Below are 21036 nucleotides of genomic sequence, written 5' to 3'. Positions count from 1 at the left end.
ATCCTTGATACTCTTAAAGAAAGAGAAATTAAGAATGCAACCTTCTTCCTTTCTGCTGCATGGGCCGAAAGACACCCCGATATTGTAGAGCGCATCATGAAAGATGGACACGAAATCGGTAGTATGGGTTACAATTACACATCTTATACTTCTCTAGAGACGAATGAAATAAGACGAGACCTTTTACGAGCACAAGATGTTTTTACAAAACTTGGTGTAAAACAAGTCAAACTGTTACGTCCACCTAGTGGCGAATTTAACAAGGCAACCCTTAAAATTGCAGAATCACTTGGATACACCGTCGTGCATTGGAGTAATAATTCAAACGATTGGAAAAACCCAGGTGTAAACCACATCGTTTCCACCGTCTCTAATAATTTGAAAGGTGGAGATATTGTCTTATTACACGCATCCGATTCTGCCCTTCAAACAAATAGAGCTTTACCGCTGCTCCTGCAAAAATTAAAAAGTGATGGATATGAGCAAATATCCGTATCACAACTTATTTCCAACACAAGTACGAAAAGTGAAGATGTGAAATAGCTTCGTCCCTACTACTCTTCACGTATAAAAAGCTCTACTACCTTTCAAGAAGGTGGTAGAGCTTTTTTAATCACACCATTTCCAGTAATATAACTGCCGGTGTATAAAACCTCTCTCTATTAAGCAGGTTTACTCGTTTTTCCGATTAAACGATGTAATACAAGTAATTGATATGCATTACATAACAATAGCGGTATAACCATTAAATATAACCAATCTGTATCATTAATCCGAAGCGCCGGTACCCATTCAAGAATTGTTACAACAACCATAAAGAACAGAGCTGGCACAAATGCTTTTTTATTTGTTTCTTTACTTTTTACATAAGCAACAATTGCTCCAAACACAAATAAAATTCCAGCAACAAGTATGTTATTCCCCAATGAGACTTCCCCATTTGCAATAAGTACAGACCTTAAATACACAAAATCAAATAATACGAATGCAATAAAGAAGAGCTGGACTGCATTCCATAAAGACGATGAGCGAAACATCCCTAGTCCAAAACGATGGATTGTTAAATATGCAAAGAATCCCATTTGACTTATAACGCTAAAAATAAATCCTACACCCATCAACCAGAAAGATACCGCTAAAATCTCCTTAACGTCGAAATTTTGAAAAAATTCATTGTACCTGTCCCACTCCAAAACAAAACCAATAATAACTGTGCTAATCCCACCAAGAAACAACGTCGTTAAAAATAGTCGTACCCACTTGCGGCTATTCACAACACATCCCCCATTATCCTTATATTTCTAATTAAATTGTATCAATGACAATTTCAAAAAGCTAGCCATGTTCATGTATAAATTCCTTAAAGATATTTATATTAAAAAGAGAGAACTGTGCTGAAAGGAGTTCCAACTTATGAAACGGATACTATTCATTTTCGTTTCTTCTTTTCTACTTATCGCACTTGTAGCATGCGCACAAGGAAAAGAAACGAAATCCGAACTAGATTACGATCAAACAAAGAAAATGATTGTTGATATTTTAAAAACAGATCAAGGTAAGAAAGCTATTCAAGATGTATTAACTGATGAAAAAATGAAACAAGCACTCATACTAGATGAAACAGTAGTAAAGAAAACGATTGAAGATGCAATGGTATCCGATAAAGGGCAACAATTCTGGGAAAAGCTCTTTAAAGATCCTGAGTTCTCATCGAAGTTCGCTAAAAGTATGGGGAAAGAACAAACCCAATTAATGAAAACCTTATTAAAAGACCCTGAATACCAAGCAGGCGTTATAGAAATCATGAAAAATCCTGAAGTAGAAAAAATGATGTTACAAACAATGAAGAGTAAAGAATACCGTCAATATCTACAACAAGTACTAACAGAAACTGCTGAAAGTCCACTCTTCCAATCCAAGATGATTGATATCATTAGTAAAGGTGTACAAAAGGCTGAAAAAGGTGGATCTGATAAGAAAGAAGCAGGCGGTGACGGTGGTTCTCAAGGCGAGAAGAAGGAAGAACAGTGAAAATAATAACTATAATAACGAGTGGACAATGTATAAATTGTCCACTCGTTATTACTTTATCTTGCTATTAACAGACAAAATGGCCCTCTAGTTAAGCGAAAAGTTTACTAGTAACAAAACCCTTATTGTTGCCAGTAACAGATGAACTCCACTGATTAAAGTTTCACTTTATTTTTGTGTAACAGCTGTTTTATCAATTACCACTTCGGCTATTTTACTATAAATAATGCCGGTTGTATGTGTATCTTCATATACTGAAGGAGCAAAGTCTTCTTTATTCCAATCAGGTTGTTGCAGCGGAATACGACCAAGAACATTTGTTTGTAGTTCGGTAGCCAACTTATCTCCCCCGCCTCTTCCAAATACATATTCTTTCTCACCAGTTACCTTACTTTCAAAATATGCCATGTTCTCAACAACACCGAGAATACTATGTTCAGTGCGTAATGCCATCGCTCCAGCACGCGCTGCTACAAACGCAGCTGTTGGATGAGGCGTCGTTACAATAATCTCTTTGCAAGATGGCAACATTGAGTGCACATCTAACGCAACATCACCTGTTCCTGGTGGTAAATCTAGTACTAAATAATCTAAATCGCCCCATTCCACTTCTGTGAAGAAGTGGTTTAACATTTTCCCAAGCATAGGTCCTCTCCAAATAACTGGTGCATTATCCTCTACAAAGAAGCCCATTGAGATTACCTTTACACCTAAACGTTCCACCGGAATTATCTTGTCACCTCTTACGATGGGACGTTTTTCTATCCCCATCATGTCTGGCACACTAAAACCGTAAATGTCCGCATCAATAATACCAACTTTTTTTCCTAAACGAGCTAAAGCAACTGCAAGGTTAACGGAAACGGTTGATTTTCCCACGCCACCTTTTCCACTCGCTACTGCTAAGAATGTCGTTTTTGAATTTGGTGACAATAAAGATTCACTTTGCTCTGCTTCTTGTTCTGGTGCAAACTGAGCTAATTCCTCTTCTGTAAATTCTGCAAAACGAAGTCCAACTGTTGCTGCTCCAAGTTCTTTTACTAACTTTACAATTCCAGACTGCAACTGCATTTGTTCCGCTGTACCAGTTTTTACGATTGCAATTTTGACACTCACATGTTCCTTCTCAGGCTTGACTGTTACCTCTTTAATTGCACTTGTTTCTTTTAATGTTTTATGTAAAAACGGATCTACAATCCCTTCTAACGCTTCAACCACTTGTTCTTTCGTTACCATAATTAACCCAGCCCCCTGTATGAAAAATAACGTAATGTTAATTGAATTCATCTTTGTTTATTCTTCAAATTAATGCGTTTACATTTCCAGTATAACATATTTTCCGAAAACTTCGTTAACGAGAGAAACTCAAAAAAATCCTCCTTATTCTGGAGGATTTCCTTTTTCCGTGAAATAACGCAATATACCACGGTATATTGCAGCTGCTACCTTCTGTTGATATTTCTCCGAATTTAACATATACCTTTCGTTCACATTCGATAAAAAGCCGGCTTCAATTAAAGCACCTGGTGTTTTCGCATACTTCAATAAGTATACGTGAGAAATTGTTTTAGCAGAACGATTCGTATTTTCTAAACTCGTTCTCAATTCAGCCTGTATAAATTTAGCAGCACGTTCATTTTCAATTGAAGAGCGATAGTAGAATGTTTGTGCGCCTTTCGATCCACTACTAGTTAAAGCATTTAAATGAATGCTTGCAAAAAAGTCTATATCTGGTTTATTGATGATTTCTACACGTTTTTTTAAATCCTCCGCTTTACGTCTACTATATGACTTTGTATCTTTGTTAGCTAAATCATAATCTCCCTCACGCGTTAAAATAACTAGTGCACCTTGTTCTTGTAAATAGTCTTGTACCTTTTTTGTAATTTCAAGCGTAATATCCTTTTCTATAATATCCTTTCCACCAACAGCCCCTCCATCTGGTCCACCATGCCCAGCATCTAATACGATTACTTTCCCTGATAAGGGTAAATTCCAAGCTCGCCACGATTTTGTGATTTGAAATTCTTGTTTGACTAAAAAAAACAAAACAACCGCAGCGAGTGCAAAAGAGATAATTCGAATTCTCTTCATACCTTTCCTCCTCCAGCTAGTCCCTCTAATTACTTATATGGGACAAGAGGAAAGTTTATGCTTGTCTTAATGAAGCTTTAATCGATATCTTCTTTCACCTTTTTCATACCCTTCTTGCCACCACAATCCTATAAACTGCTGACAAGATTCAAAAAGTAATTCCTCATCTTTCAACTTTATTTCTCGCATAGTCATACTCGTTAAAAATTGAAATAGCGTTTCAGTTAATTGTTGTTCTTCTTCTAAAGCTCTATATTTCACATCAAAAAACGATTCACCATAATAACCAAATTTACTATATCTCGCTCCTAATAAATAAGATTCTATCCCTAATTCAATACAGTAATCTTCATACTGACGATGAAGCTCTTGCATTTGAAAGGCATCACGAATATTTGAGCGCAATGTTTTTAATGATAATTCTCGCAGCATCTTCCGCTCGTATTTTAACTGCTTTTCTTTTTGTTTTTCTTGTAAGCTGACAATGACATTCATAGTACTTATAAACCTCCCTAATACGTATAGTCTAAACTTCTAAAGAAGAAGCATACGCGAGGCCGTAGCACTAAAATATTCCAAGCTAAAAAAATTGTAAAAGAGGAATGAAACACAAAAAAACCCCAACCAAAATGGTTGGGGTTTGTAGTTCGCAAAAATTAACGTTTTGAGAACTGAGGTGCACGACGTGCGCCTTTAAGACCGTATTTTTTACGCTCTTTCATACGTGCGTCACGAGTTAATAGACCTGCACGTTTTAGTGTTAGACGGTATTCTGGATCAGCTTTTAATAAAGCGCGAGAAATACCGTGACGAATAGCACCAGCTTGACCAGTGTATCCACCACCATTTACGTTTACAAGTACATCGTAGTTACCTAAAGTTTCTGTTGCAACTAGAGGTTGTTTCACTACTTCACGTAATGCAGCAAATGGGATATAGTTTTCAAAATCACGACCGTTAATGATAACGCGTCCTTCGCCTGGAACTAGGCGTACGCGCGCTACTGAACTCTTACGACGTCCAGTGCCATAGTATTGAACCTGTGCCAAAGTAAGCCCTCCTTTAATTAATTATCCGCGAAGTTCGTAAACTTCTGGTTTTTGTGCTTGGTGTGGATGCTCTGCTCCAGCATACACGTTAAGTTTCTTAGAAACTTGACGGCCTAAGCGTCCTTTTGGAAGCATGCCTTTAATTGCAAGCTCTAACATTTGTACAGGGTAGTTTGTACGCATTTCAAGAGCTGTTCTTTGCTTAAGTCCACCTGGGTGGTTAGTGTGACGGTAGTAAATTTTATCGTTTAATTTATTACCTGTTAAATGAATTTTCTCAGCGTTAATAATAATTACATGATCACCCGTGTCAACGTGTGGTGTAAATGTAGGTTTGTTTTTACCACGTAAAATGGATGCTACTTCAGTAGATAGGCGACCTAAAGTTTGACCTTCAGCATCAACCACATACCATTTACGCTCAACTTCGTTAGCTTTTGCCATAAAAGTCGTACGCATGTGTTTCCCTCCTCGTTATCTTTTCCATAGAAAAAATCTATTGTTTATCTTAAACACGATTTCCTTCCGGGGCTAATCGTGGTTTTAGAAACAATACCATATGTTATGATATACTTTTGAGTTTCTAATGTCAAGCAAATGTTACACCAGGATTAGTTGTTATAGTTTACCTCCCATAGGTAAAGCCCATGACCTGGAGCCATCTTTCCAGCAAACTGACGATTTTGTTTCGCTAAAATCTCTGGAATGCTATCAGGATCAAGCTTTCCTTGCCCTACGTTAAGTAACGTACCAACAATAATTCTGACCATATTATATAAAAATCCATTACCTACAAAACGAAAAATTAATTCATCATCTTGCTCAATTAACTCGATTTCATAAATTGTTCGCACTTTATCTTTTTTGTCAGTTTTTGCCGAGCAAAAAGAAGTGAAATCATGCGTTCCAATAAAATAAGGAATTGCTTTTCTTATAGAATTGATTTCGAGCGGATATGGATATTGATATACGTAATTTCTACGGAATACATCCGCAGTCTTTGATAATAATACACGATAACGATATTCTTTTTTCTCAACACCGTAACGTGCATGAAATTCTTCTGTTTTTTTCTCTACTCGCCTAATAACAATATCATCTGGCAACATTGTATTTAAAGCGTTATTCCATTGCCACTCCTCAAGAGACAAAGGAGTATCAAAGTGTATTACTTGCCCTTTTGCATGAACCGTAGAATCTGTTCTACCAGACGCCTGAACACGAACAAGTTCTCCCTTATGCAATTTCTGTAATGCTTTTTCTATCTCCTGTTGAACAGTACGATGCTTCGGCTGAATTTGATAACCACAAAAATGCATACCATCATATGCAACCGTACATTTTATTCTATCCATTTCTCTATTCTCCATTACGATCGCACCCATGCCAAAATACAAGCTAAACAAAATAAGCTTACAATCGTTACTGTATCGCTTGTTTTCCAGCGTAGTTGCCTAAATTTAGTACGTCCTTCACCACTTTGATATCCACGAGCTTCCATCGCAATAGCTAAGTCCTCTGCACGCTTAAAAGCACTGATAAACAGAGGAACGAGCAGTGAGATAATAGCTTTCATTCTATCTTTTATCGGTCCACCAGCGAAATCAATACCACGTGATGCTTGTGCTTTCATTATTTTACTCGTTTCATCCATTAATGTCGGGATAAAACGAAGAGAAATTGACATCATTAATGCGATTTCATGAACAGGAACCTTTATACGCTTCAATGGCTTTAATAACGTCTCCAAACCATCTGTAATTTCAATAGGTGTCGTCGTTAACGTTAATAATGTCGTCATTAAAATAATAACGAAGAACCGTACAGAAATGTATATCCCTTGCTCTAATCCTTTTTCATGTATCGAAAACCAACCAAGCTGGAGTAGTACATCCCCCTCTTTATTTGTAAAAATATGCAGGAAAAATGTAAAAAGAAAAATCCATAAAATTGGTTTTAAGCCCGAAAGTACATAACGAATCGGCACTTTTGCAAAAAATAAAGCAATGAGTGCATATAAAAATAAAAATCCATATGAAATCGCATTATTTGCTAAGAAAACAACAAATACATATAAAAAGACAATCAGCAGCTTCGTACGTGGATCAAGTTGATGAATAAGTGAATTCCCCGGGATATATCTCCCAATAATCAACTGCTGCATGATTCATGACCACCTTTTCGTAACACCTGCACAACTTCATGAGTAAGATCCTCTAAAGATAAGGTAGCCTTTGGAATTGAAATACCAAACTTCTCTTCAATTGCACGTTTATACTTTAATGACATAGGAAGATCCACACCAATTTTCTCTAGTTCATCAGCATGTGAAAATACTTCCTCTGCACTTCCTTGCAAAAAGACCGTTCCTTTATGCATAACTACAATTTGTTCCGCATACTGAGCAGCATCTTCCATATTATGCGTTACAAGGATAACTGTAAGCCCTTTCTCCTTATGCAACTTATAAAACATCTGCATAAGTTCGTTCTGCCCTTTTGGATCTAGACCTGCTGTAGGTTCATCTAATACAAGCACTTCAGGTTCCATTGCCAGTACACCCGCTATAGCAACACGTCTCATTTGTCCACCACTTAATTCGAACGGAGAACGTGTTAACAGTTCCGGTTCTAGCCCTACAAGTTCTATTGCCTCTCTAGCCTTTTGCTTCGCTTCGTCTCCAGATACCCCGAAATTAGTAGGTCCGAAGCAAATATCTTTCTCCACAGTTTCTTCAAACAACTGATGTTCCGGGAATTGAAAGACAACCCCTACTTTTTTACGTAGTGGCTTTAGCTTTTTTTCTTTCTTTCCTGCCGAAATCAAATGTTCACCAATTTGAACTGTACCATTTGTCGGCTGCAATAAACCATTTAAATGTTGAATCATCGTCGACTTACCTGAACCAGTATGACCGATAATGGCATAATAGCCCCCACTTGGAAACGACACGTCTACATCATAAAGTGCGCGTCTTTCAAATGGAGTTTTATATTGATAACGATGTTCTACTTTTTGGAATGTAATCTCCAAAGTTCGTTCACCAAGCTTTCCATTGTAAGATGCGTATTTTGCAAAAGAATTTCATTTCTTTTTAATAATTCTGCTATTTTCACCGAAAACGGTACATCTAAGCCAATTTCTTGGAGCATATGAGAGGACTTGAAAATTTTCTCTGGAATCCCTTCCTCTAATATTTCTCCCTTATTTAAAATAATGACACGATCTGACTGCGCCGCTTCTTCTAAATCGTGCGTAATTGATAACACGGTAATACCTTTTTGATTAACAAGTTGTCTAACCGTTTCTACTACTTCACGTCTTCCTTGAGGATCTAACATTGACGTTGCTTCATCTAATATTAAAATAGATGGCTGAAGTGCTAAAACGCCTGCTATTGCCACTCGCTGTTTTTGCCCACCAGATAAGGAATGAGGCTCATCATTAAGAAAATCTTCCATACGGACAAGTCGTAAGGCCTGTTCTAATCTTTCAATCATTTGTTCTCTTGGCATTCCGATATTCTCTAAACCAAATACAACATCATCTTGCACTGTTGTTCCAACAAATTGATTATCTGGATTTTGAAATACCATTCCAATTTGTTTTCGAACATCCCATACCGTTTCCTCTGATAAAACCATTGAATCATTTACTGTAATAGTCCCTGCTTCCGGCAAAAACAAACCATTCAATAATTTTGCAAGTGTAGACTTTCCTGAACCGTTTTGTCCAATAATAGATACCCATTCTCCCTCATATAAGGAAAATGAAACATCTTTTAATGCATACGTGGCTGCCCCAGGATATTGAAATGATATATTTCCTATCCGAAGTTTCTCTTTTTTCAATAGAAGGCACCCTTTCCTTCGCCAAGCTCGCCTATTTTTATATTTAAAAAAAAGGGCCATGACCAGTTTCTTGAAAAGAACTGTCCTGCCCTTTTAATTATCATTATACTAACTCGATAATTACCATTGGTGCTGCGTCTCCGCGACGTGGACCAATTTTTGCAATACGAGTGTATCCGCCTTGGCGCTCAGCATAGCGTGGAGCTACATCAGCGAATAATTTTTGAAGTGCATCTTGACCAGTCTCAGCGTTAGCTACTTCATTGCGAATGAAAGCTGCTGCTTGACGACGAGCATGAAGATCTCCGCGTTTACCTAAAGTGATCATTTTTTCCACTACAGAACGAAGTTCTTTTGCACGAGTTTCTGTCGTTTGGATGCGCTCGTTGATAATTAAATCAGTAGCTAAGTCACGTAACATAGCTTTACGTTGCGCACTTGTACGGCCTAATTTTCTGTATGCCATTCGTAGTTCCCTCCTTTGTTCATGGGTTTAAATCCTCAGTCGTCTTTACGTAAACCTAAACCTAATTCCTCAAGTTTATGTTTAACTTCTTCTAAGGATTTACGTCCTAAGTTACGAACTTTCATCATATCTTCTTCTGTTTTGTTCGCAAGCTCTTGTACAGTATTAATTCCTGCACGTTTTAGGCAATTATAAGAACGAACAGAAAGGTCTAGTTCTTCGATAGTCATCTCAAGAACTTTCTCTTTTTGATCTTCTTCCTTCTCGACCATAATCTCAGCATTTTGTGCTTCATCAGTTAAACCAACAAAGATATTTAAATGCTCAGTTAAGATTTTGGCACCTAAAGAGATAGCTTCTTTTGGCCCGATGCTTCCATCCGTCCATACATCAAGCGTAAGCTTATCATAATTAGCCACTTGTCCGACACGTGTCTTTTCCACTTGGTAAGTCACACGTGATACTGGAGTATAAATAGAATCAATAGGAATTACTCCTATTGGTTGATCTTCGCTTTTATTTGCATCAGCTGGCGTATACCCACGGCCACGCTTTGCAGTTAAACGCACGCGGAAATGCGCATCTTTTGCTAACGTTGCAATGTGTAAATCTGGATTTAAGATTTCTACATCACTATCGTGAGTAATATCAGCAGCTGTGACAATACCTTCGCCCTGCACATCAATTTCCAACGTCTTCTCTTCTTCAGAGTAGATTTTAAGAGCTAACTTTTTCAAGTTTAAGATGATCGTCGTAACGTCTTCTACTACGCCCTCAACTGTTGAAAATTCATGTAATACGCCATCGATTTGGATAGCAGTAACAGCGGCACCAGGGAGTGAGGATAAAAGAATACGACGTAAGGAGTTACCCAAAGTAGTACCATATCCACGCTCAAGCGGTTCAATTACGAATTTACCATATTTAGCATCTTCGTTAAGTTCAACCGTTTCGATTTTCGGCTTTTCGATTTCAATCATTAACTAAACCCTCCTTCAAAACGTCGAAACCCCGGTTAAACAAAGGTATAACCCCTGTCTAACCGAAAGTCCCCCTTAGGCAGTTCCCGATTGTGCACAACAAGCGATGTTTCTGTACGAAATTTCTCGATAATGCATCATATCCATTATAGACAAAAGGGAAAATTCTATACAGAAAAATTACACACGACGACGTTTTGGCGGACGACATCCATTATGAGGAACTGGAGTAACATCTCTAATTGCTGTTACTTCTAGACCTGCAGCTTGAAGAGCACGAATTGCAGCTTCACGACCAGCACCAGGACCTTTAACAGTAACCTCTAAAGTTTTTAAACCGTGCTCCATTGCAACTTTAGCAGCAGCTTCAGCAGCCATTTGCGCAGCGAATGGAGTAGATTTACGAGATCCACGGAAACCAAGTGCACCAGCACTAGACCAAGAAAGTGCGTTACCGTGAGTATCTGTAAGTGTTACGATTGTGTTGTTGAAAGTAGAACGAATATGAGCTATACCAGCTTCGATATTCTTTTTCACACGTTTTTTACGAGTGTTTGTTTTACGTGCCATTGTTAGTTCAACCTCCTTTACTTATTATTTCTTTTTATTTGCTACTGTACGACGTGGACCTTTACGTGTACGAGCATTGTTTTTAGAATTTTGACCACGAACTGGTAAACCACGACGGTGACGAAGACCACGGTAAGAACCGATCTCCATTAGACGTTTAATGTTAAGAGATACTTCACGACGAAGGTCTCCCTCAACTTTAATACGATCGATAACATCACGGATACGTCCTAATTCGTCTTCCGTTAAATCACGAACTCGTGTTTCTGAAGAAATACCAGCTTCAGTAAGAATTTTTTCAGCAGTTGTGCGACCAATGCCGAATACGTAAGTTAAAGAAATAACAACGCGTTTGTCTCGAGGAATATCTACACCTGCGATACGTGCCATTCTGAATGCACCTCCTTCTGATTAACCTTGTTTTTGTTTATGTTTAGGGTTTTCACAAATAACCATTACTTTTCCACGTCTACGAATAACTTTACATTTTTCGCAGATTGGTTTAACTGACGGTCTTACTTTCATGTCTCGAACCTCCTTAAAGATTACGGAGTGCTATATTATTTAAAACGGTACGTAATACGACCACGATTTAAATCGTACGGAGATAATTCTACCGTAACTTTGTCTCCTGGTAAAATACGAATGAAGTTCATACGGATTTTACCAGAAACGTGAGCCAATACGACATGCCCATTCTCTAATTCTACTTTGAACATAGCATTTGGCAACGTTTCAAGAACGGTACCTTCGACTTCAATTACATCATCTTTAGCCATTCAATAGTTCTCCCTTCTTCAAATCAGTAACATTTTACACTGCTCTGAAATCCCGGAGAGCCAGCTACTTATAAAGTGGTAAGGATTTCGTATCCTGCTTCTGTAAGAGCAATCGTGTGCTCAAAATGGGCACACCATTTACCATCTACCGTTACCACTGTCCAGTCATCAGATAGTGTTTTTACATATCGTCTTCCTTGATTCACCATCGGCTCAACACAGATGACCATTCCCGGCTTTAATCTAGGGCCTCTATTTGGTGGACCATAGTGCGGGATTTGAGGGTCCTCATGTAAGTCTTGCCCGATTCCGTGACCAACATACTCCCTAACGATCGAGAATCCATTCTCTTCAGCATGGGTTTGAACCGCATGTGAGATATTTGATAATCTCTCGCCTGGTTTTACTTGTTCTAGACCAAGATACAACGATTTTTCTGTGACATCAAGTAGCTTTTGAACAGATTCAGAAATGTTTCCAACTGGATACGTCCATGCAGAATCTCCATGGTACCCATTGTATTTCGCACCAATATCGATACTGATGATATCGCCCTCTTTGAGCTTGCGCTTTCCTGGAATTCCGTGTACAAGCTCTTCATTTACAGAAGCACATATGCTCCCCGGAAATCCGTTGTATCCTTTAAAAGATGGCGTAGCACCATATTTTTGAATCGTCTTTTCCGCTATTTGATCGAGCTCTTTCGTTGTAATTCCTGGAGTAATGTGCTGTTTCAACTCTTGATGAGTTAAAGCAACGATTCTGCCAGCTTCTCGCATGATTTCTATCTCGCGAGGAGTTTTGCAGATGATCATTACGCTAAGCCTCCGATGAGAACATCGATATCAGCAAATACTTTATTGATATCTTGCTCACCATTAATGCTTTTTAAGTAACCAAGCTCGTCGTAGAAATCAAGCAAAGGTTTTGTTTGCTTAATATTTACATCTAAACGATTTGCTACAGTTTCTTCATTGTCATCAGAACGTTGGTATAATTCGCCACCACATTTATCGCACACATCAGCTTTTGCTGGTGGATTGAATTCTAAGTGGTAAGTCGCACCGCACTCTTTACAAATGCGACGGCCTGTAAGGCGTTTTAATAACAACCCTGAATCCACATTAATGTTTAAAACATAGTCGATTTTTTTGCCAAGATCTTTCATAATCTCTTCAAGAGCTGATGCTTGTGCAACAGTTCGTGGGAAACCGTCTAGTAAGAAACCTCTTACGCAGTCTTCTTGACTTAAACGTTCACGAACAATTCCGATTGTAACTTCATCTGGAACAAGTACACCTTTATCAATAAAAGATTTTGCTTGTAGACCCATTTCAGTTTCAGCCTTCATAGCTGCACGGAACATATCTCCTGTTGAAATGTGAGGGATGTTATACTTGGCTACAATCTGTTCGGCTTGTGTACCTTTACCAGCACCAGGAAGCCCCATTAAAATTAAGTTCATCCTTGTTCCCCCTCAGTACATGAGCATGTAGGGAAGATAGTTCTTCCCACTTACTCACTGCTTGATAAACCCTTTGTAATGGCGTTTTACCAGTTGGCTTTCTAGCTGCTTCATTGTTTCTAAAGCAACGCCGACAACGATTAACATACTCGTTCCACCAATCTGTGCAGATGGAGGAAGATTTCCCAATTTCGTAAAAATAACTGGTAAGATTGCAATCGCTGCTAGGAAAATTGATCCTACAAAGGTCAAACGATACAAGATTTTTGTTAGATATTGTTCTGTATTCTTACCCGGACGAATACCTGGAACATATCCACCTTGCTTGTTTAGATTCTCTGACATTTGCTCTGGATTAACCTGAACAAATGCATAGAAATATGTGAAGGCTACAATGAGCGCAACATATATGATCATTCCCACTGGGTGAGAATAGTTAAAGTTTGCAATAATCCACTGCGATACATCATGTTTCGGGAAGAACTGTGCAATAGTTGGAGGCGTAATTAAGAATGAAACAGCAAAAATGACTGGAATAACACCCGCACTATTTACCTTAAGCGGTAAATGTGTGTTTTGTGCTCCAGCATGATTCCCATTCCCTCCTGTTACACGCTTCGCGTATTGAATTGGGATCTTTCTAACAGCTTGTTGAATGAAAATAACACCAACAATAACTGCTAGCACAGCTAGTAAAATCAATGCAACTTTAACGATACTCATGAACAATTGATCTCCGATATTTTGAAACTGTTGTTGATACACTTGAGATATAACACTTGGGATCGCTGCAGCAATACCGCCAAAGATAAGGATGGAAATACCATTACCTACACCTTTAGCTGTAATCTGTTCGCCTAACCACATTAAAAATGCAGTACCAGCAGTCAGTACCGTAGCAATGTATAAATAAGTGCTCCAACCAGGATTCAAAATTAATTGCCCACCTACCATACCGTTAAAACCGATTGACATACCAAACCCCTGAATAAACGCAAGAACAATTGTAAAGTAACGCGTGAATTGCGTTAGTTTACGACGGCCCATTTCACCTTGCTTCGACCATTCCGAAAATTTAGGAACAACATCCATCTGCAATAATTGCACGATGATGGATGCTGTAATATACGGCATGATTCCCATCGCGAAGATGGAGAAGTTTTTCAAGGCGCCACCGCCAAATGTATTTAGGATGCCTAAAGCATTTAATTGGTCTTGTGCTTTCAGTACGTCTCCATTTGTAAATGGCACTGGGATAAACGTGCCAATCCTGAATACGATTAACATCGCTAAAGTGAATAATATTTTACGTCTTATCTCAGCAACGCGCATAAAGTTGGAGATTGTACGAAACATTAGATCACCTCAACTGATCCGCCAGCTGCTTCAATTGCTTCTTTAGCACTTGAAGAGAACTTGTGCGCTTTAACAGTTAGTTTTTTCTCTACTGCTCCGCTTGCAAGAATTTTAACACCGTCGTTTAACTTGCTGATAACGCCAGTTTCCAGCAATAATTCAGGTGTTACTTCTGTACCATCTTCAAAACGATTTAACGTTGATAAGTTTACAATAGTAAACTCTTTACGGTTAATGTTTGTGAAGCCGCGTTTTGGTAAACGACGGAATAATGGAGTTTGACCACCTTCGAAGCCAAGACGAACACCGCCACCAGAACGTGCGTTTTGTCCTTTATGACCTTTACCAGCAGTTTTACCGTTACCAGAACCGATACCACGACCGACACGGTTACGTACTTTACGAGAACCTTCTGCAGGTTTTAATTCATGAAGTTTCATTCCCAGGCACCTCCTTATATTAATGAGTTATCCTTAAGCTTCTTTTACAGTTAAAAGGTGAGAAACTTTGTTGATCATACCAAGAATAGCAGGAGTTTCTTCCTTAACTACAGTTGAATTCAACTTTTTAAGACCTAAAGCTTCTACCGTCGCACGTTGATCTTGTGGACGACCAATTACACTACGAGTGAGGGTAATTTCTAACTTTTTCGCCATTTGTTTTCCCTCCTTAACCTAGTAGCTCTTCTACAGATTTACCGCGTAATTTTGCAACATCTTCAGCGCGCTTAAGTTCGCTTAATCCGTTCACAGTAGCGCGAATCATGTTGATTGGTGTGTTAGAACCAAGAGATTTCGAAAGAATATCTTGTACACCAGCTAATTCAAGAACCGCACGAACAGGTCCACCAGCAATAACACCAGTACCCTCAGCAGCAGGTTTTAAGAATACTTCACCAGCTCCAAAGTGACCGTTGATTGTGTGTGGAATTGTTGTACCAACTAATGGTACAGCGATTAAATTTTTCTTAGCGTCTTCGATAGCTTTGCGAATTGCGTCTGGTACCTCTTGTGCTTTACCAGTACCGAATCCAACATGACCGTTTTTATCGCCAACTACAACTAGTGCAGCAAAGCGGAAACGACGACCACCCTTAACAACTTTCGCGACACGATTTATCGTAACTACACGTTCTTCAAGTTCTAATTTACTTGGGTCAATGCGATGCATCAATTTTCCCTCCTTTGACCATTAAAATTGTAATCCAGCCTCACGAGCAGCTTCAGCTAGAGCTTTAACACGGCCATGGTATAAGTAACCACCGCGATCGAATACTACTTCTTTAACGCCTTTCTCTACAGCACGCTTAGCAACTGATTCTCCAACTTTCGTAGCAGCTTCAGTATTGCTAGTACCGTTAAGAGCAAGGTCTTTATCAAGAGTAGATGCACTTACTAACGTTACACCATTCACATCATCAATAACTTGAGCGTAAATATGTTGGTTAGAACGGAACACGTTTAAACGTGGACGCTCTGCAGTACCAGTAAGTTTAGCACGTACACGTGCATGTCTTTTCTTACGAGTCGCATTTTTATCAGCTTTAGTGATCATTTTCTTGTCACTCCTTTCTCTCACCTAACGGGTTTACTTAGCAGTTTTACCTTCTTTACGACGAACAACTTCGCCTTCGTAACGAATACCTTTACCTTTGTAAGGCTCAGGAGCACGTACAGCACGGATGTTAGCAGCAAATTCGCCAACACGTTGCTTGTCGATACCTTTAATTACGATTTTAGTTGGTGCAGGTACTTCAACTTCAAGACCTGCTTCCGGAGTCATTTCTACTGGATGAGAATAACCTACGCTTAAAACAAGTTTATCTCCTTGTTTTTGAGCACGGTAACCAACACCGACTAATTCAAGTCCGCGTGCGAAACCTGCAGTTACACCTTCAACCATGTTTCCGATTAAAGCACGAGTTGTACCGTGTAATGCACGGTGTTCCTTCTGTTCAGATGGACGCTCAACTGTTAGTGTATTTTCTTCAATTTTGATAGACATATCAGCATTGAATTTACGAGTTAATTCACCTTTAGGGCCTTTTACTGTTACAGTATTGTCTTCTGCAATTGTAATAGTAACACCTGCAGGGATTTCAAGAATCTTTTTACCAATACGAGACATGTGGTCACACCTCCGTTCGTTTTAAATATATATTACCAAACGTATGCTACTACTTCTCCACCAGTTTGTAATTGACGAGCGTCTTTGTCTGTCATTACTCCCTTAGATGTAGAAACAAGAGCGATACCTAATCCGTTAAGTACACGTGGTACTTCGTCAGCTTTAGCGTAAACGCGTAAGCCAGGTTTACTGATACGTTTTAATCCAGTGATTACACGTTCATTGTTTGCACCATATTTCAGGAAAATACGAAGGATACCTTGTTTGTTATCCTCGATGTATTCTACATCACGAATGAAACCTTCACGTTTTAAAAGTTCAGCGATCTCTTTTTTGATTTTAGAAGCAGGAACCTCTAATTTCTCATGACGTACCATGTTCGCATTACGGATGCGAGTAAGCATGTCTGCAATTGGATCTGTCATCACCATGTGTTTTACCTCCTTCCCATTTGTGGGTTTTACCAACTAGCTTTTTTAACACCAGGAATTTGACCTTTATATGCAAGTTCACGGAAACAAATACGGCAAAGTTTAAATTTGCGGTATACAGAATGCGGACGACCGCAGCGTTCGCAACGTGTATACTCTTGTACTTTAAACTTAGGAGTACGCTTTTGTTTCGCTATCATAGATTTTTTAGCCACGTTTTCGCCTCCTCTACTTAGCGTTGGCTTCCATTATTTTTGGAATGGCATACCGAATTGTGTTAAAAGTTCACGAGCTTCTTCATCAGTTTTCGCTGTAGTAACGATTACGATGTCCATACCGCGTACTTTGCTTACTTTATCATAATCAATCTCAGGGAAGATAAGTTGCTCTTTAACACCTAATGTGTAGTTCCCACGACCATCGAATGATTTCTTAGAAACACCACGGAAATCACGTACACGTGGTAAAGAAACCGATACTAATTTGTCGAAGAACTCATACATTTGCTCGCCGCGTAAAGTTACTTTCGCACCGATTGGCATACCTTCACGAAGACGGAAACCAGCGATTGATTTTTTAGCACGAGTTACAACAGGTTTTTGACCTGCGATTTGTGTTAATTCTTCTACTGCATTGTCTAAAGCTTTTGAGTTAGATACCGCGTCACCAACACCAGTGTTGATTACGATCTTTTCGATTTTCGGTACTTCCATCACAGATTTATAGTTAAACTTGCTCACTAGAGCAGGAGTAATTTCCTTTTGGAACTTCTCTTTAAGGCGATTCAATGAAGTGACCTCCTTTCTTAAGAAAATTATTTATCTAATAATTCACCAGATTTTTTTGCAATACGAACTTTTTTACCATCTTCTACTTTGAAGCCTACGCGAGTAGGTTCACCTGTTTTCGGATCTAAAATCATAACGTTAGAAACGTGAATAGGTGCTTCTTTAGTAATAATTCCACCTTGTGGATTTAATTGAGATGGCTTAGAGTGTTTTTTAACGATGTTAACACCCTCAACGATAACACGGTTTTGCTTTGGGAAAGCCACAAGGATAACGCCTTGTTTTCCTTTGTCTTTACCAGTGATTACCTGTACTTTATCACCTTTTTTTACATGCATCTTAATTCTGCACCTCCTTAGCAAGGCAATACCTTAAATTATAGAACTTCTGGAGCTAAAGAAACGATCTTCATGAAGTTGCTATCACGTAATTCACGAGCTACTGGTCCGAAGATACGAGTACCACGTGGGCTCTTATCGTCTTTAATGATAACCGCTGCGTTTTCATCAAATTTGATGTAAGAACCGTCCGGACGACGAGCTCCGCTCTTCGTACGTACTACTACTGCTTTAACAACGTCACCTTTTTTAACAACGCCACCTGGTGTTGCTTGTTTTACCGTAGCAACGATAATGTCACCAATGTTAGCATATTTACGACCAGAGCCGCCTAATACTTTAATTGTTAAAAGTTCACGTGCACCAGAGTTGTCAGCAACTTTCAAACGAGATTCTTGTTGGATCATGTTATGAAACCTCCCTTCGGACTAAAAATTCCGATTCGTCTATTTAGATAATAACCGCTTCTTCAACGATTTCAACTAAACGGAAACGCTTAGTAGCAGAAAGCGGGCGAGTTTCCATGATTTTAACGATATCGCCAAGTTTCGCTTGGTTTTGCTCATCATGGGCTTTGTACTTCTTAGAATACTTAACACGTTTTCCGTACAAGGAATGAGTTTTGTAAGTTTCAACTAAAACTGTAATCGTTTTGTCCATTTTGTCAGACACTACACGACCAGTATAAACTTTGCGTTGGTTACGTTCGCTCACTATGCAAACCTCCCCTCAATTTATCGATTAATTCCGATCTCTCTTTCACGAACTACAGTTTTCATACGAGCAATTGCTTTACGCACTTCACGAATGCGAGTTGGATTCTCTAATTGTCCTGTAGCAAGTTGGAAGCGAAGATTAAACAACTCTTCCTTTAAAGCTTTAACTTTTGTTTCGATTTCGGCAGTGGTTAATTCACGAATATCATTAGTTTTCATTAGATTCACCACCATTTTCTTCACGTTTTACGAATTTACATTTCACAGGTAACTTGTGAGCTGCAAGACGTAATGCTTCGCGTGCTACCTCTTCAGATACACCCGCGATTTCGAACATAATTTTCCCAGGTTTTACTACTGCTACCCAGCCTTCTGGTGCCCCTTTACCGGAACCCATACGTACTTCTAGAGGTTTTGCAGTGTAAGGTTTAGAAGGGAAAATTTTAATCCATACTTTACCGCCACGTTTCATGTAACGAGTCATTGCACGACGAGCAGCTTCGATTTGACGGTTTGTAATCCATGAAGCAGCTTGTGCTTGTAAACCGAATTCACCGAAAGCAATTTCAGTTCCACCTTTAGCACGACCACGCATTTTACCACGATGCTCTCTACGATATTTTACGCGTTTTGGCATTAACATATTATTTTCCTCCTTCCTCAGAAGCTTTCTTTTTTGTAGGAAGGACTTCTCCACGGTAGATCCATACTTTTACGCCTAATTTACCGTATGTTGTATCAGCTTCAACTGCTGCATAGTCAATATCAGCGCGAAGTGTATGAAGTGGAACAGTTCCTTCACTGTAAGATTCTGCACGAGCGATATCAGCTCCGCCAAGACGACCAGAAACCTGTGTTTTAATACCTTTAGCACCTGCACGCATAGCACGTTGAATAACTTGCTTTTGTGCACGACGGAATGATACACGGTTTTCTAATTGACGAGCGATGTTTTCGCCTACTAATTTAGCGTTAAGATCAGCTCTCTTAACTTCTAAAATGTTGATGTGTACACGCTTGCCTGTTAATTGGTTAAGAGCTTTACGAAGTGCTTCAACTTCAGTACCACCTTTACCAATTACCATACCAGGTTTTGCAGTGTGAATTGTAACATTTACACGATTTGCTGCACGTTCGATTTCTACTTTAGCAACAGCAGAATCTTTTAAGCGTACATTAATGTACTCACGGATTTTGATGTCTTCATGTAATAATGTAGCGTAATCTTTCTCAGCGAACCAACGAGATTCCCAGTCACGGATAACACCGACACGAAGACCAATTGGATTAACCTTTTGACCCATCGATTATCCCTCCTTCTTTTCTGATACCACAACTGTGATGTGGCTTGTGCGTTTGTTAATTTGGCTTGCACGACCCATTGCACGTGGACGGAAACGTTTCAACGTTGGACCTTCGTCAACGAAGACTTTTTCAACAACTAGGTTGTTAATATCCATCTCATAATTGTGCTCTGCATTTGCGATTGCAGATTTTAAAACTTTTTCTACAACTGGAGAAGCAGTTTTTGGTGTGTGGTTAAGGATAGCAATCGCTTCACCCACTTGCTTACCTCGGATTAAGTCTACTACTAAACGAACTTTACGAGGAGCAATACGAACTGTTCTCGCTACTGCTTTAGCTTGCATTGAAGTGCCTCCTCTCATTATCTTCTAGTTTTCTTATCGTCAGCAAGGTGACCTTTATACGTACGAGTTGGTGCGAATTCACCTAACTTATGGCCAACCATATCCTCAGTGATGTACACAGGTACGTGTTTACGACCATCATATACAGCGATTGTGTGTCCGATGAACTGAGGGAAGATTGTTGAACGGCGAGACCAAGTTTTAACAACTTGTTTTTGCTCAGATGCAACTAATTTTTCCATTTTGCTCATTAAGTGATCATCGACAAATGGTCCTTTTTTTAAGCTACGAGCCATTTTGGTGCCTCCCTTCGTGATTGGCGTACGGTTCTAGAAATGAACCGTAC

At 39.1% G+C, this 21036-nt stretch carries 37 protein-coding genes (1 of these 37 only partly in view); 2 read left to right on the top strand and 35 right to left on the bottom strand.

Features of this window, described 5'->3' with window-relative positions:
• Positions 1-543 carry the 3' portion of a polysaccharide deacetylase family sporulation protein PdaB gene (gene pdaB / locus NZ044_RS00870; protein WP_000464716.1) on the top strand. It extends 222 nt beyond the left edge of the window, so the window shows 543 of its 765 coding nt (coding positions 223-765); the start codon falls outside the window, past its left edge; it ends in the stop codon at positions 541-543.
• A gap of 119 nt (positions 544-662) precedes the next feature.
• Here the strand turns inward: pdaB and kbaA are convergent, their stop codons facing one another.
• Positions 663-1274, bottom strand: coding sequence for a KinB signaling pathway activation protein KbaA (kbaA, locus tag NZ044_RS00865; protein ID WP_001088533.1), 612 nt, complete (start codon positions 1272-1274; stop codon positions 663-665).
• 139 nt (positions 1275-1413) lie between these two features.
• Here kbaA and gerD point away from each other — a divergent pair, with 139 nt between their 5' ends.
• The gene (gerD, locus tag NZ044_RS00860) at positions 1414-2031 is read left to right on the top strand and encodes a spore germination lipoprotein GerD (protein ID WP_000821601.1); all 618 of its coding nucleotides are present in this window, start codon (positions 1414-1416) and stop codon (positions 2029-2031) included.
• 168 nt (positions 2032-2199) lie between these two features.
• Here the strand turns inward: gerD and NZ044_RS00855 are convergent, their stop codons facing one another.
• From NZ044_RS00855 to rpsS, 34 genes are all read right to left on the bottom strand, one after another.
• Entirely contained in the window at positions 2200-3267 is a 1068-nt protein-coding gene (locus tag NZ044_RS00855; protein WP_000256626.1) for an Mrp/NBP35 family ATP-binding protein, read from the bottom strand.
• Between the two features lie 144 nt (positions 3268-3411).
• Entirely contained in the window at positions 3412-4125 is a 714-nt protein-coding gene (cwlD, locus tag NZ044_RS00850; RefSeq protein ID WP_000822437.1) for an N-acetylmuramoyl-L-alanine amidase CwlD, read from the bottom strand.
• 66 nt (positions 4126-4191) lie between these two features.
• A complete protein-coding gene (locus NZ044_RS00845; protein ID WP_001101005.1) occupies positions 4192-4620 on the bottom strand; it encodes a DUF2521 family protein in 429 nt (142 codons plus the stop codon).
• 161 nt (positions 4621-4781) lie between these two features.
• Positions 4782-5174 (bottom strand): 30S ribosomal protein S9, encoded by a 393-nt coding sequence (rpsI, locus tag NZ044_RS00840; protein ID WP_000079986.1) that lies wholly within the window; start codon positions 5172-5174, stop codon positions 4782-4784.
• Positions 5175-5195: 21 nt separating this feature from the next.
• Positions 5196-5633, bottom strand: a complete 438-nt coding sequence (rplM, locus tag NZ044_RS00835) for a 50S ribosomal protein L13 (RefSeq protein ID WP_001260795.1) — start codon at positions 5631-5633, stop codon at positions 5196-5198.
• A gap of 152 nt (positions 5634-5785) precedes the next feature.
• Entirely contained in the window at positions 5786-6529 is a 744-nt protein-coding gene (gene truA, locus NZ044_RS00830) for a tRNA pseudouridine(38-40) synthase TruA (RefSeq protein ID WP_002084072.1), read from the bottom strand.
• Positions 6530-6543: 14 nt separating this feature from the next.
• Positions 6544-7338 (bottom strand): energy-coupling factor transporter transmembrane component T family protein, encoded by a 795-nt coding sequence (locus tag NZ044_RS00825; RefSeq protein ID WP_001186530.1) that lies wholly within the window; start codon positions 7336-7338, stop codon positions 6544-6546.
• Positions 7326-8207, bottom strand: a complete 882-nt coding sequence (locus NZ044_RS00820) for an energy-coupling factor ABC transporter ATP-binding protein (RefSeq protein ID WP_000406529.1) — start codon at positions 8205-8207, stop codon at positions 7326-7328. The genes NZ044_RS00825 and NZ044_RS00820 overlap by 13 nt, the downstream gene beginning before the upstream one ends.
• On the bottom strand, positions 8183-9025 hold the full coding sequence (locus tag NZ044_RS00815) for an energy-coupling factor ABC transporter ATP-binding protein (protein WP_044783178.1): 843 nt from the start codon (positions 9023-9025) through the stop codon (positions 8183-8185). The genes NZ044_RS00820 and NZ044_RS00815 overlap by 25 nt, the downstream gene beginning before the upstream one ends.
• A 103-nt stretch (positions 9026-9128) precedes the next feature.
• Positions 9129-9491: a 50S ribosomal protein L17 gene (rplQ, locus tag NZ044_RS00810; protein WP_000331490.1), complete on the bottom strand. Its 363-nt coding sequence runs from the start codon at positions 9489-9491 to the stop codon at positions 9129-9131.
• Between the two features lie 35 nt (positions 9492-9526).
• Complete coding sequence (locus tag NZ044_RS00805; protein WP_000569643.1) at positions 9527-10471, bottom strand: DNA-directed RNA polymerase subunit alpha; 945 nt, start codon at positions 10469-10471, stop codon at positions 9527-9529.
• Between the two features lie 180 nt (positions 10472-10651).
• Positions 10652-11041: a 30S ribosomal protein S11 gene (gene rpsK / locus NZ044_RS00800; RefSeq protein ID WP_000101797.1), complete on the bottom strand. Its 390-nt coding sequence runs from the start codon at positions 11039-11041 to the stop codon at positions 10652-10654.
• 24 nt (positions 11042-11065) lie between these two features.
• A complete protein-coding gene (gene rpsM, locus NZ044_RS00795) occupies positions 11066-11431 on the bottom strand; it encodes a 30S ribosomal protein S13 (protein WP_000090792.1) in 366 nt (121 codons plus the stop codon).
• A gap of 21 nt (positions 11432-11452) precedes the next feature.
• Entirely contained in the window at positions 11453-11566 is a 114-nt protein-coding gene (rpmJ, locus tag NZ044_RS00790; protein ID WP_000868344.1) for a 50S ribosomal protein L36, read from the bottom strand.
• 35 nt (positions 11567-11601) lie between these two features.
• Positions 11602-11820, bottom strand: a complete 219-nt coding sequence (gene infA, locus NZ044_RS00785) for a translation initiation factor IF-1 (RefSeq protein WP_001029884.1) — start codon at positions 11818-11820, stop codon at positions 11602-11604.
• Positions 11821-11888: 68 nt separating this feature from the next.
• Positions 11889-12635, bottom strand: coding sequence for a type I methionyl aminopeptidase (map, locus tag NZ044_RS00780; protein WP_000582539.1), 747 nt, complete (start codon positions 12633-12635; stop codon positions 11889-11891).
• Entirely contained in the window at positions 12635-13285 is a 651-nt protein-coding gene (locus NZ044_RS00775) for an adenylate kinase (protein WP_340949411.1), read from the bottom strand. The genes map and NZ044_RS00775 overlap by 1 nt, the downstream gene beginning before the upstream one ends.
• A 54-nt stretch (positions 13286-13339) precedes the next feature.
• Complete coding sequence (gene secY, locus NZ044_RS00770; RefSeq protein ID WP_000490118.1) at positions 13340-14641, bottom strand: preprotein translocase subunit SecY; 1302 nt, start codon at positions 14639-14641, stop codon at positions 13340-13342.
• Positions 14641-15081, bottom strand: coding sequence for a 50S ribosomal protein L15 (gene rplO, locus NZ044_RS00765; RefSeq protein ID WP_000766083.1), 441 nt, complete (start codon positions 15079-15081; stop codon positions 14641-14643). The genes secY and rplO overlap by 1 nt, the downstream gene beginning before the upstream one ends.
• Before the next feature lie 33 nt (positions 15082-15114).
• Complete coding sequence (rpmD, locus tag NZ044_RS00760; protein ID WP_001085233.1) at positions 15115-15297, bottom strand: 50S ribosomal protein L30; 183 nt, start codon at positions 15295-15297, stop codon at positions 15115-15117.
• A gap of 13 nt (positions 15298-15310) precedes the next feature.
• The gene (gene rpsE, locus NZ044_RS00755; RefSeq protein ID WP_000554646.1) at positions 15311-15811 is read right to left on the bottom strand and encodes a 30S ribosomal protein S5; all 501 of its coding nucleotides are present in this window, start codon (positions 15809-15811) and stop codon (positions 15311-15313) included.
• Positions 15812-15832: 21 nt separating this feature from the next.
• The gene (rplR, locus tag NZ044_RS00750) at positions 15833-16195 is read right to left on the bottom strand and encodes a 50S ribosomal protein L18 (RefSeq protein WP_000628818.1); all 363 of its coding nucleotides are present in this window, start codon (positions 16193-16195) and stop codon (positions 15833-15835) included.
• Between the two features lie 33 nt (positions 16196-16228).
• Positions 16229-16768 carry a 50S ribosomal protein L6 gene (rplF, locus tag NZ044_RS00745; protein ID WP_000086551.1) on the bottom strand — a complete coding sequence of 180 codons (540 nt, stop codon included), beginning with the start codon at positions 16766-16768 and terminating at the stop codon, positions 16229-16231.
• Between the two features lie 32 nt (positions 16769-16800).
• Complete coding sequence (gene rpsH, locus NZ044_RS00740; RefSeq protein ID WP_000245511.1) at positions 16801-17199, bottom strand: 30S ribosomal protein S8; 399 nt, start codon at positions 17197-17199, stop codon at positions 16801-16803.
• 29 nt (positions 17200-17228) lie between these two features.
• Positions 17229-17414 (bottom strand): 30S ribosomal protein S14, encoded by a 186-nt coding sequence (gene rpsN / locus NZ044_RS00735; protein WP_001085700.1) that lies wholly within the window; start codon positions 17412-17414, stop codon positions 17229-17231.
• Positions 17415-17447: 33 nt separating this feature from the next.
• Positions 17448-17987: a 50S ribosomal protein L5 gene (rplE, locus tag NZ044_RS00730; RefSeq protein ID WP_001080829.1), complete on the bottom strand. Its 540-nt coding sequence runs from the start codon at positions 17985-17987 to the stop codon at positions 17448-17450.
• A 26-nt stretch (positions 17988-18013) separates the two neighbouring features.
• Positions 18014-18325, bottom strand: coding sequence for a 50S ribosomal protein L24 (gene rplX, locus NZ044_RS00725; RefSeq protein ID WP_000558200.1), 312 nt, complete (start codon positions 18323-18325; stop codon positions 18014-18016).
• 38 nt (positions 18326-18363) lie between these two features.
• Positions 18364-18732 (bottom strand): 50S ribosomal protein L14, encoded by a 369-nt coding sequence (gene rplN / locus NZ044_RS00720; RefSeq protein WP_000615912.1) that lies wholly within the window; start codon positions 18730-18732, stop codon positions 18364-18366.
• A 43-nt stretch (positions 18733-18775) separates the two neighbouring features.
• The gene (rpsQ, locus tag NZ044_RS00715; protein ID WP_000004106.1) at positions 18776-19039 is read right to left on the bottom strand and encodes a 30S ribosomal protein S17; all 264 of its coding nucleotides are present in this window, start codon (positions 19037-19039) and stop codon (positions 18776-18778) included.
• Between the two features lie 20 nt (positions 19040-19059).
• On the bottom strand, positions 19060-19260 hold the full coding sequence (gene rpmC, locus NZ044_RS00710) for a 50S ribosomal protein L29 (protein WP_000855718.1): 201 nt from the start codon (positions 19258-19260) through the stop codon (positions 19060-19062).
• Positions 19250-19684, bottom strand: a complete 435-nt coding sequence (rplP, locus tag NZ044_RS00705; protein ID WP_000928969.1) for a 50S ribosomal protein L16 — start codon at positions 19682-19684, stop codon at positions 19250-19252. Before rplP ends, rpmC begins: the two co-directional genes overlap by 11 nt.
• Before the next feature lies 1 nt (position 19685).
• On the bottom strand, positions 19686-20345 hold the full coding sequence (gene rpsC, locus NZ044_RS00700) for a 30S ribosomal protein S3 (RefSeq protein ID WP_000529956.1): 660 nt from the start codon (positions 20343-20345) through the stop codon (positions 19686-19688).
• Positions 20346-20348: 3 nt separating this feature from the next.
• Positions 20349-20690, bottom strand: a complete 342-nt coding sequence (gene rplV, locus NZ044_RS00695) for a 50S ribosomal protein L22 (RefSeq protein WP_001148024.1) — start codon at positions 20688-20690, stop codon at positions 20349-20351.
• 17 nt (positions 20691-20707) lie between these two features.
• Positions 20708-20986, bottom strand: coding sequence for a 30S ribosomal protein S19 (gene rpsS / locus NZ044_RS00690; RefSeq protein WP_000124454.1), 279 nt, complete (start codon positions 20984-20986; stop codon positions 20708-20710).
• Positions 20987-21036: the final 50 nt, after the last annotated feature.

It is taken from the genome of Bacillus sp. FSL K6-1338 (assembly GCF_038006965.1).
GTDB classification, from domain to species: domain Bacteria; phylum Bacillota; class Bacilli; order Bacillales; family Bacillaceae_G; genus Bacillus_A; species Bacillus_A thuringiensis_S.
The sequence above is the reverse complement of the archived record's forward strand: the minus strand, read 5'-3'. Positions and strand labels throughout refer to the sequence as shown.

Bases quoted from the DNA above. Each gene is read 5' to 3' on its own strand.
- rplM (WP_001260795.1), bottom strand. From the start codon at position 5,633: ATGCGTACGACTTTTATGGCAAAAGCTAACGAAGTTGAGCGTAAATGG.
- infA (WP_001029884.1), bottom strand. From the start codon at position 11,820: ATGGCTAAAGATGATGTAATTGAAGTCGAAGGTACCGTTCTTGAAACG.
- NZ044_RS00775 (WP_340949411.1), bottom strand. From the start codon at position 13,285: ATGAACTTAATTTTAATGGGGCTTCCTGGTGCTGGTAAAGGTACACAA.
- map (WP_000582539.1), bottom strand. From the start codon at position 12,635: ATGATCATCTGCAAAACTCCTCGCGAGATAGAAATCATGCGAGAAGCT.
- truA (WP_002084072.1), bottom strand. From the start codon at position 6,529: ATGGATAGAATAAAATGTACGGTTGCATATGATGGTATGCATTTTTGT.
- rplF (WP_000086551.1), bottom strand. From the start codon at position 16,768: ATGTCTCGTATTGGTAAAAAGATTCTTGAAATCCCTGCAGGTGTTACT.
- rpsC (WP_000529956.1), bottom strand. From the start codon at position 20,345: ATGGGTCAAAAGGTTAATCCAATTGGTCTTCGTGTCGGTGTTATCCGT.
- rpsM (WP_000090792.1), bottom strand. From the start codon at position 11,431: ATGGCACGTATCGCAGGTGTAGATATTCCTCGAGACAAACGCGTTGTT.
- rplO (WP_000766083.1), bottom strand. From the start codon at position 15,081: ATGAAACTTCATGAATTAAAACCTGCAGAAGGTTCTCGTAAAGTACGT.
- rplV (WP_001148024.1), bottom strand. From the start codon at position 20,690: ATGCAAGCTAAAGCAGTAGCGAGAACAGTTCGTATTGCTCCTCGTAAA.
- rplN (WP_000615912.1), bottom strand. From the start codon at position 18,732: ATGATCCAACAAGAATCTCGTTTGAAAGTTGCTGACAACTCTGGTGCA.
- rplX (WP_000558200.1), bottom strand. From the start codon at position 18,325: ATGCATGTAAAAAAAGGTGATAAAGTACAGGTAATCACTGGTAAAGAC.
- rpsS (WP_000124454.1), bottom strand. From the start codon at position 20,986: ATGGCTCGTAGCTTAAAAAAAGGACCATTTGTCGATGATCACTTAATG.
- rplQ (WP_000331490.1), bottom strand. From the start codon at position 9,491: ATGGCATACAGAAAATTAGGCCGTACAAGTGCGCAACGTAAAGCTATG.
- rplR (WP_000628818.1), bottom strand. From the start codon at position 16,195: ATGATCACTAAAGCTGATAAAAATGCGACTCGTAAGAAAAGACATGCA.
- rpmJ (WP_000868344.1), bottom strand. From the start codon at position 11,566: ATGAAAGTAAGACCGTCAGTTAAACCAATCTGCGAAAAATGTAAAGTT.
- rpmD (WP_001085233.1), bottom strand. From the start codon at position 15,297: ATGGCGAAAAAGTTAGAAATTACCCTCACTCGTAGTGTAATTGGTCGT.
- NZ044_RS00825 (WP_001186530.1), bottom strand. From the start codon at position 7,338: ATGCAGCAGTTGATTATTGGGAGATATATCCCGGGGAATTCACTTATT.
- rpsH (WP_000245511.1), bottom strand. From the start codon at position 17,199: ATGGTGATGACAGATCCAATTGCAGACATGCTTACTCGCATCCGTAAT.
- NZ044_RS00845 (WP_001101005.1), bottom strand. From the start codon at position 4,620: ATGAATGTCATTGTCAGCTTACAAGAAAAACAAAAAGAAAAGCAGTTA.
- gerD (WP_000821601.1), top strand. From the start codon at position 1,414: ATGAAACGGATACTATTCATTTTCGTTTCTTCTTTTCTACTTATCGCA.
- rpmC (WP_000855718.1), bottom strand. From the start codon at position 19,260: ATGAAAACTAATGATATTCGTGAATTAACCACTGCCGAAATCGAAACA.
- rplP (WP_000928969.1), bottom strand. From the start codon at position 19,684: ATGTTAATGCCAAAACGCGTAAAATATCGTAGAGAGCATCGTGGTAAA.
- cwlD (WP_000822437.1), bottom strand. From the start codon at position 4,125: ATGAAGAGAATTCGAATTATCTCTTTTGCACTCGCTGCGGTTGTTTTG.
- rpsK (WP_000101797.1), bottom strand. From the start codon at position 11,041: ATGGCACGTAAAACAAACACTCGTAAAAAACGTGTGAAAAAGAATATC.
- secY (WP_000490118.1), bottom strand. From the start codon at position 14,641: ATGTTTCGTACAATCTCCAACTTTATGCGCGTTGCTGAGATAAGACGT.
- NZ044_RS00855 (WP_000256626.1), bottom strand. From the start codon at position 3,267: ATGGTAACGAAAGAACAAGTGGTTGAAGCGTTAGAAGGGATTGTAGAT.
- rpsE (WP_000554646.1), bottom strand. From the start codon at position 15,811: ATGCATCGCATTGACCCAAGTAAATTAGAACTTGAAGAACGTGTAGTT.
- NZ044_RS00805 (WP_000569643.1), bottom strand. From the start codon at position 10,471: ATGATTGAAATCGAAAAGCCGAAAATCGAAACGGTTGAACTTAACGAA.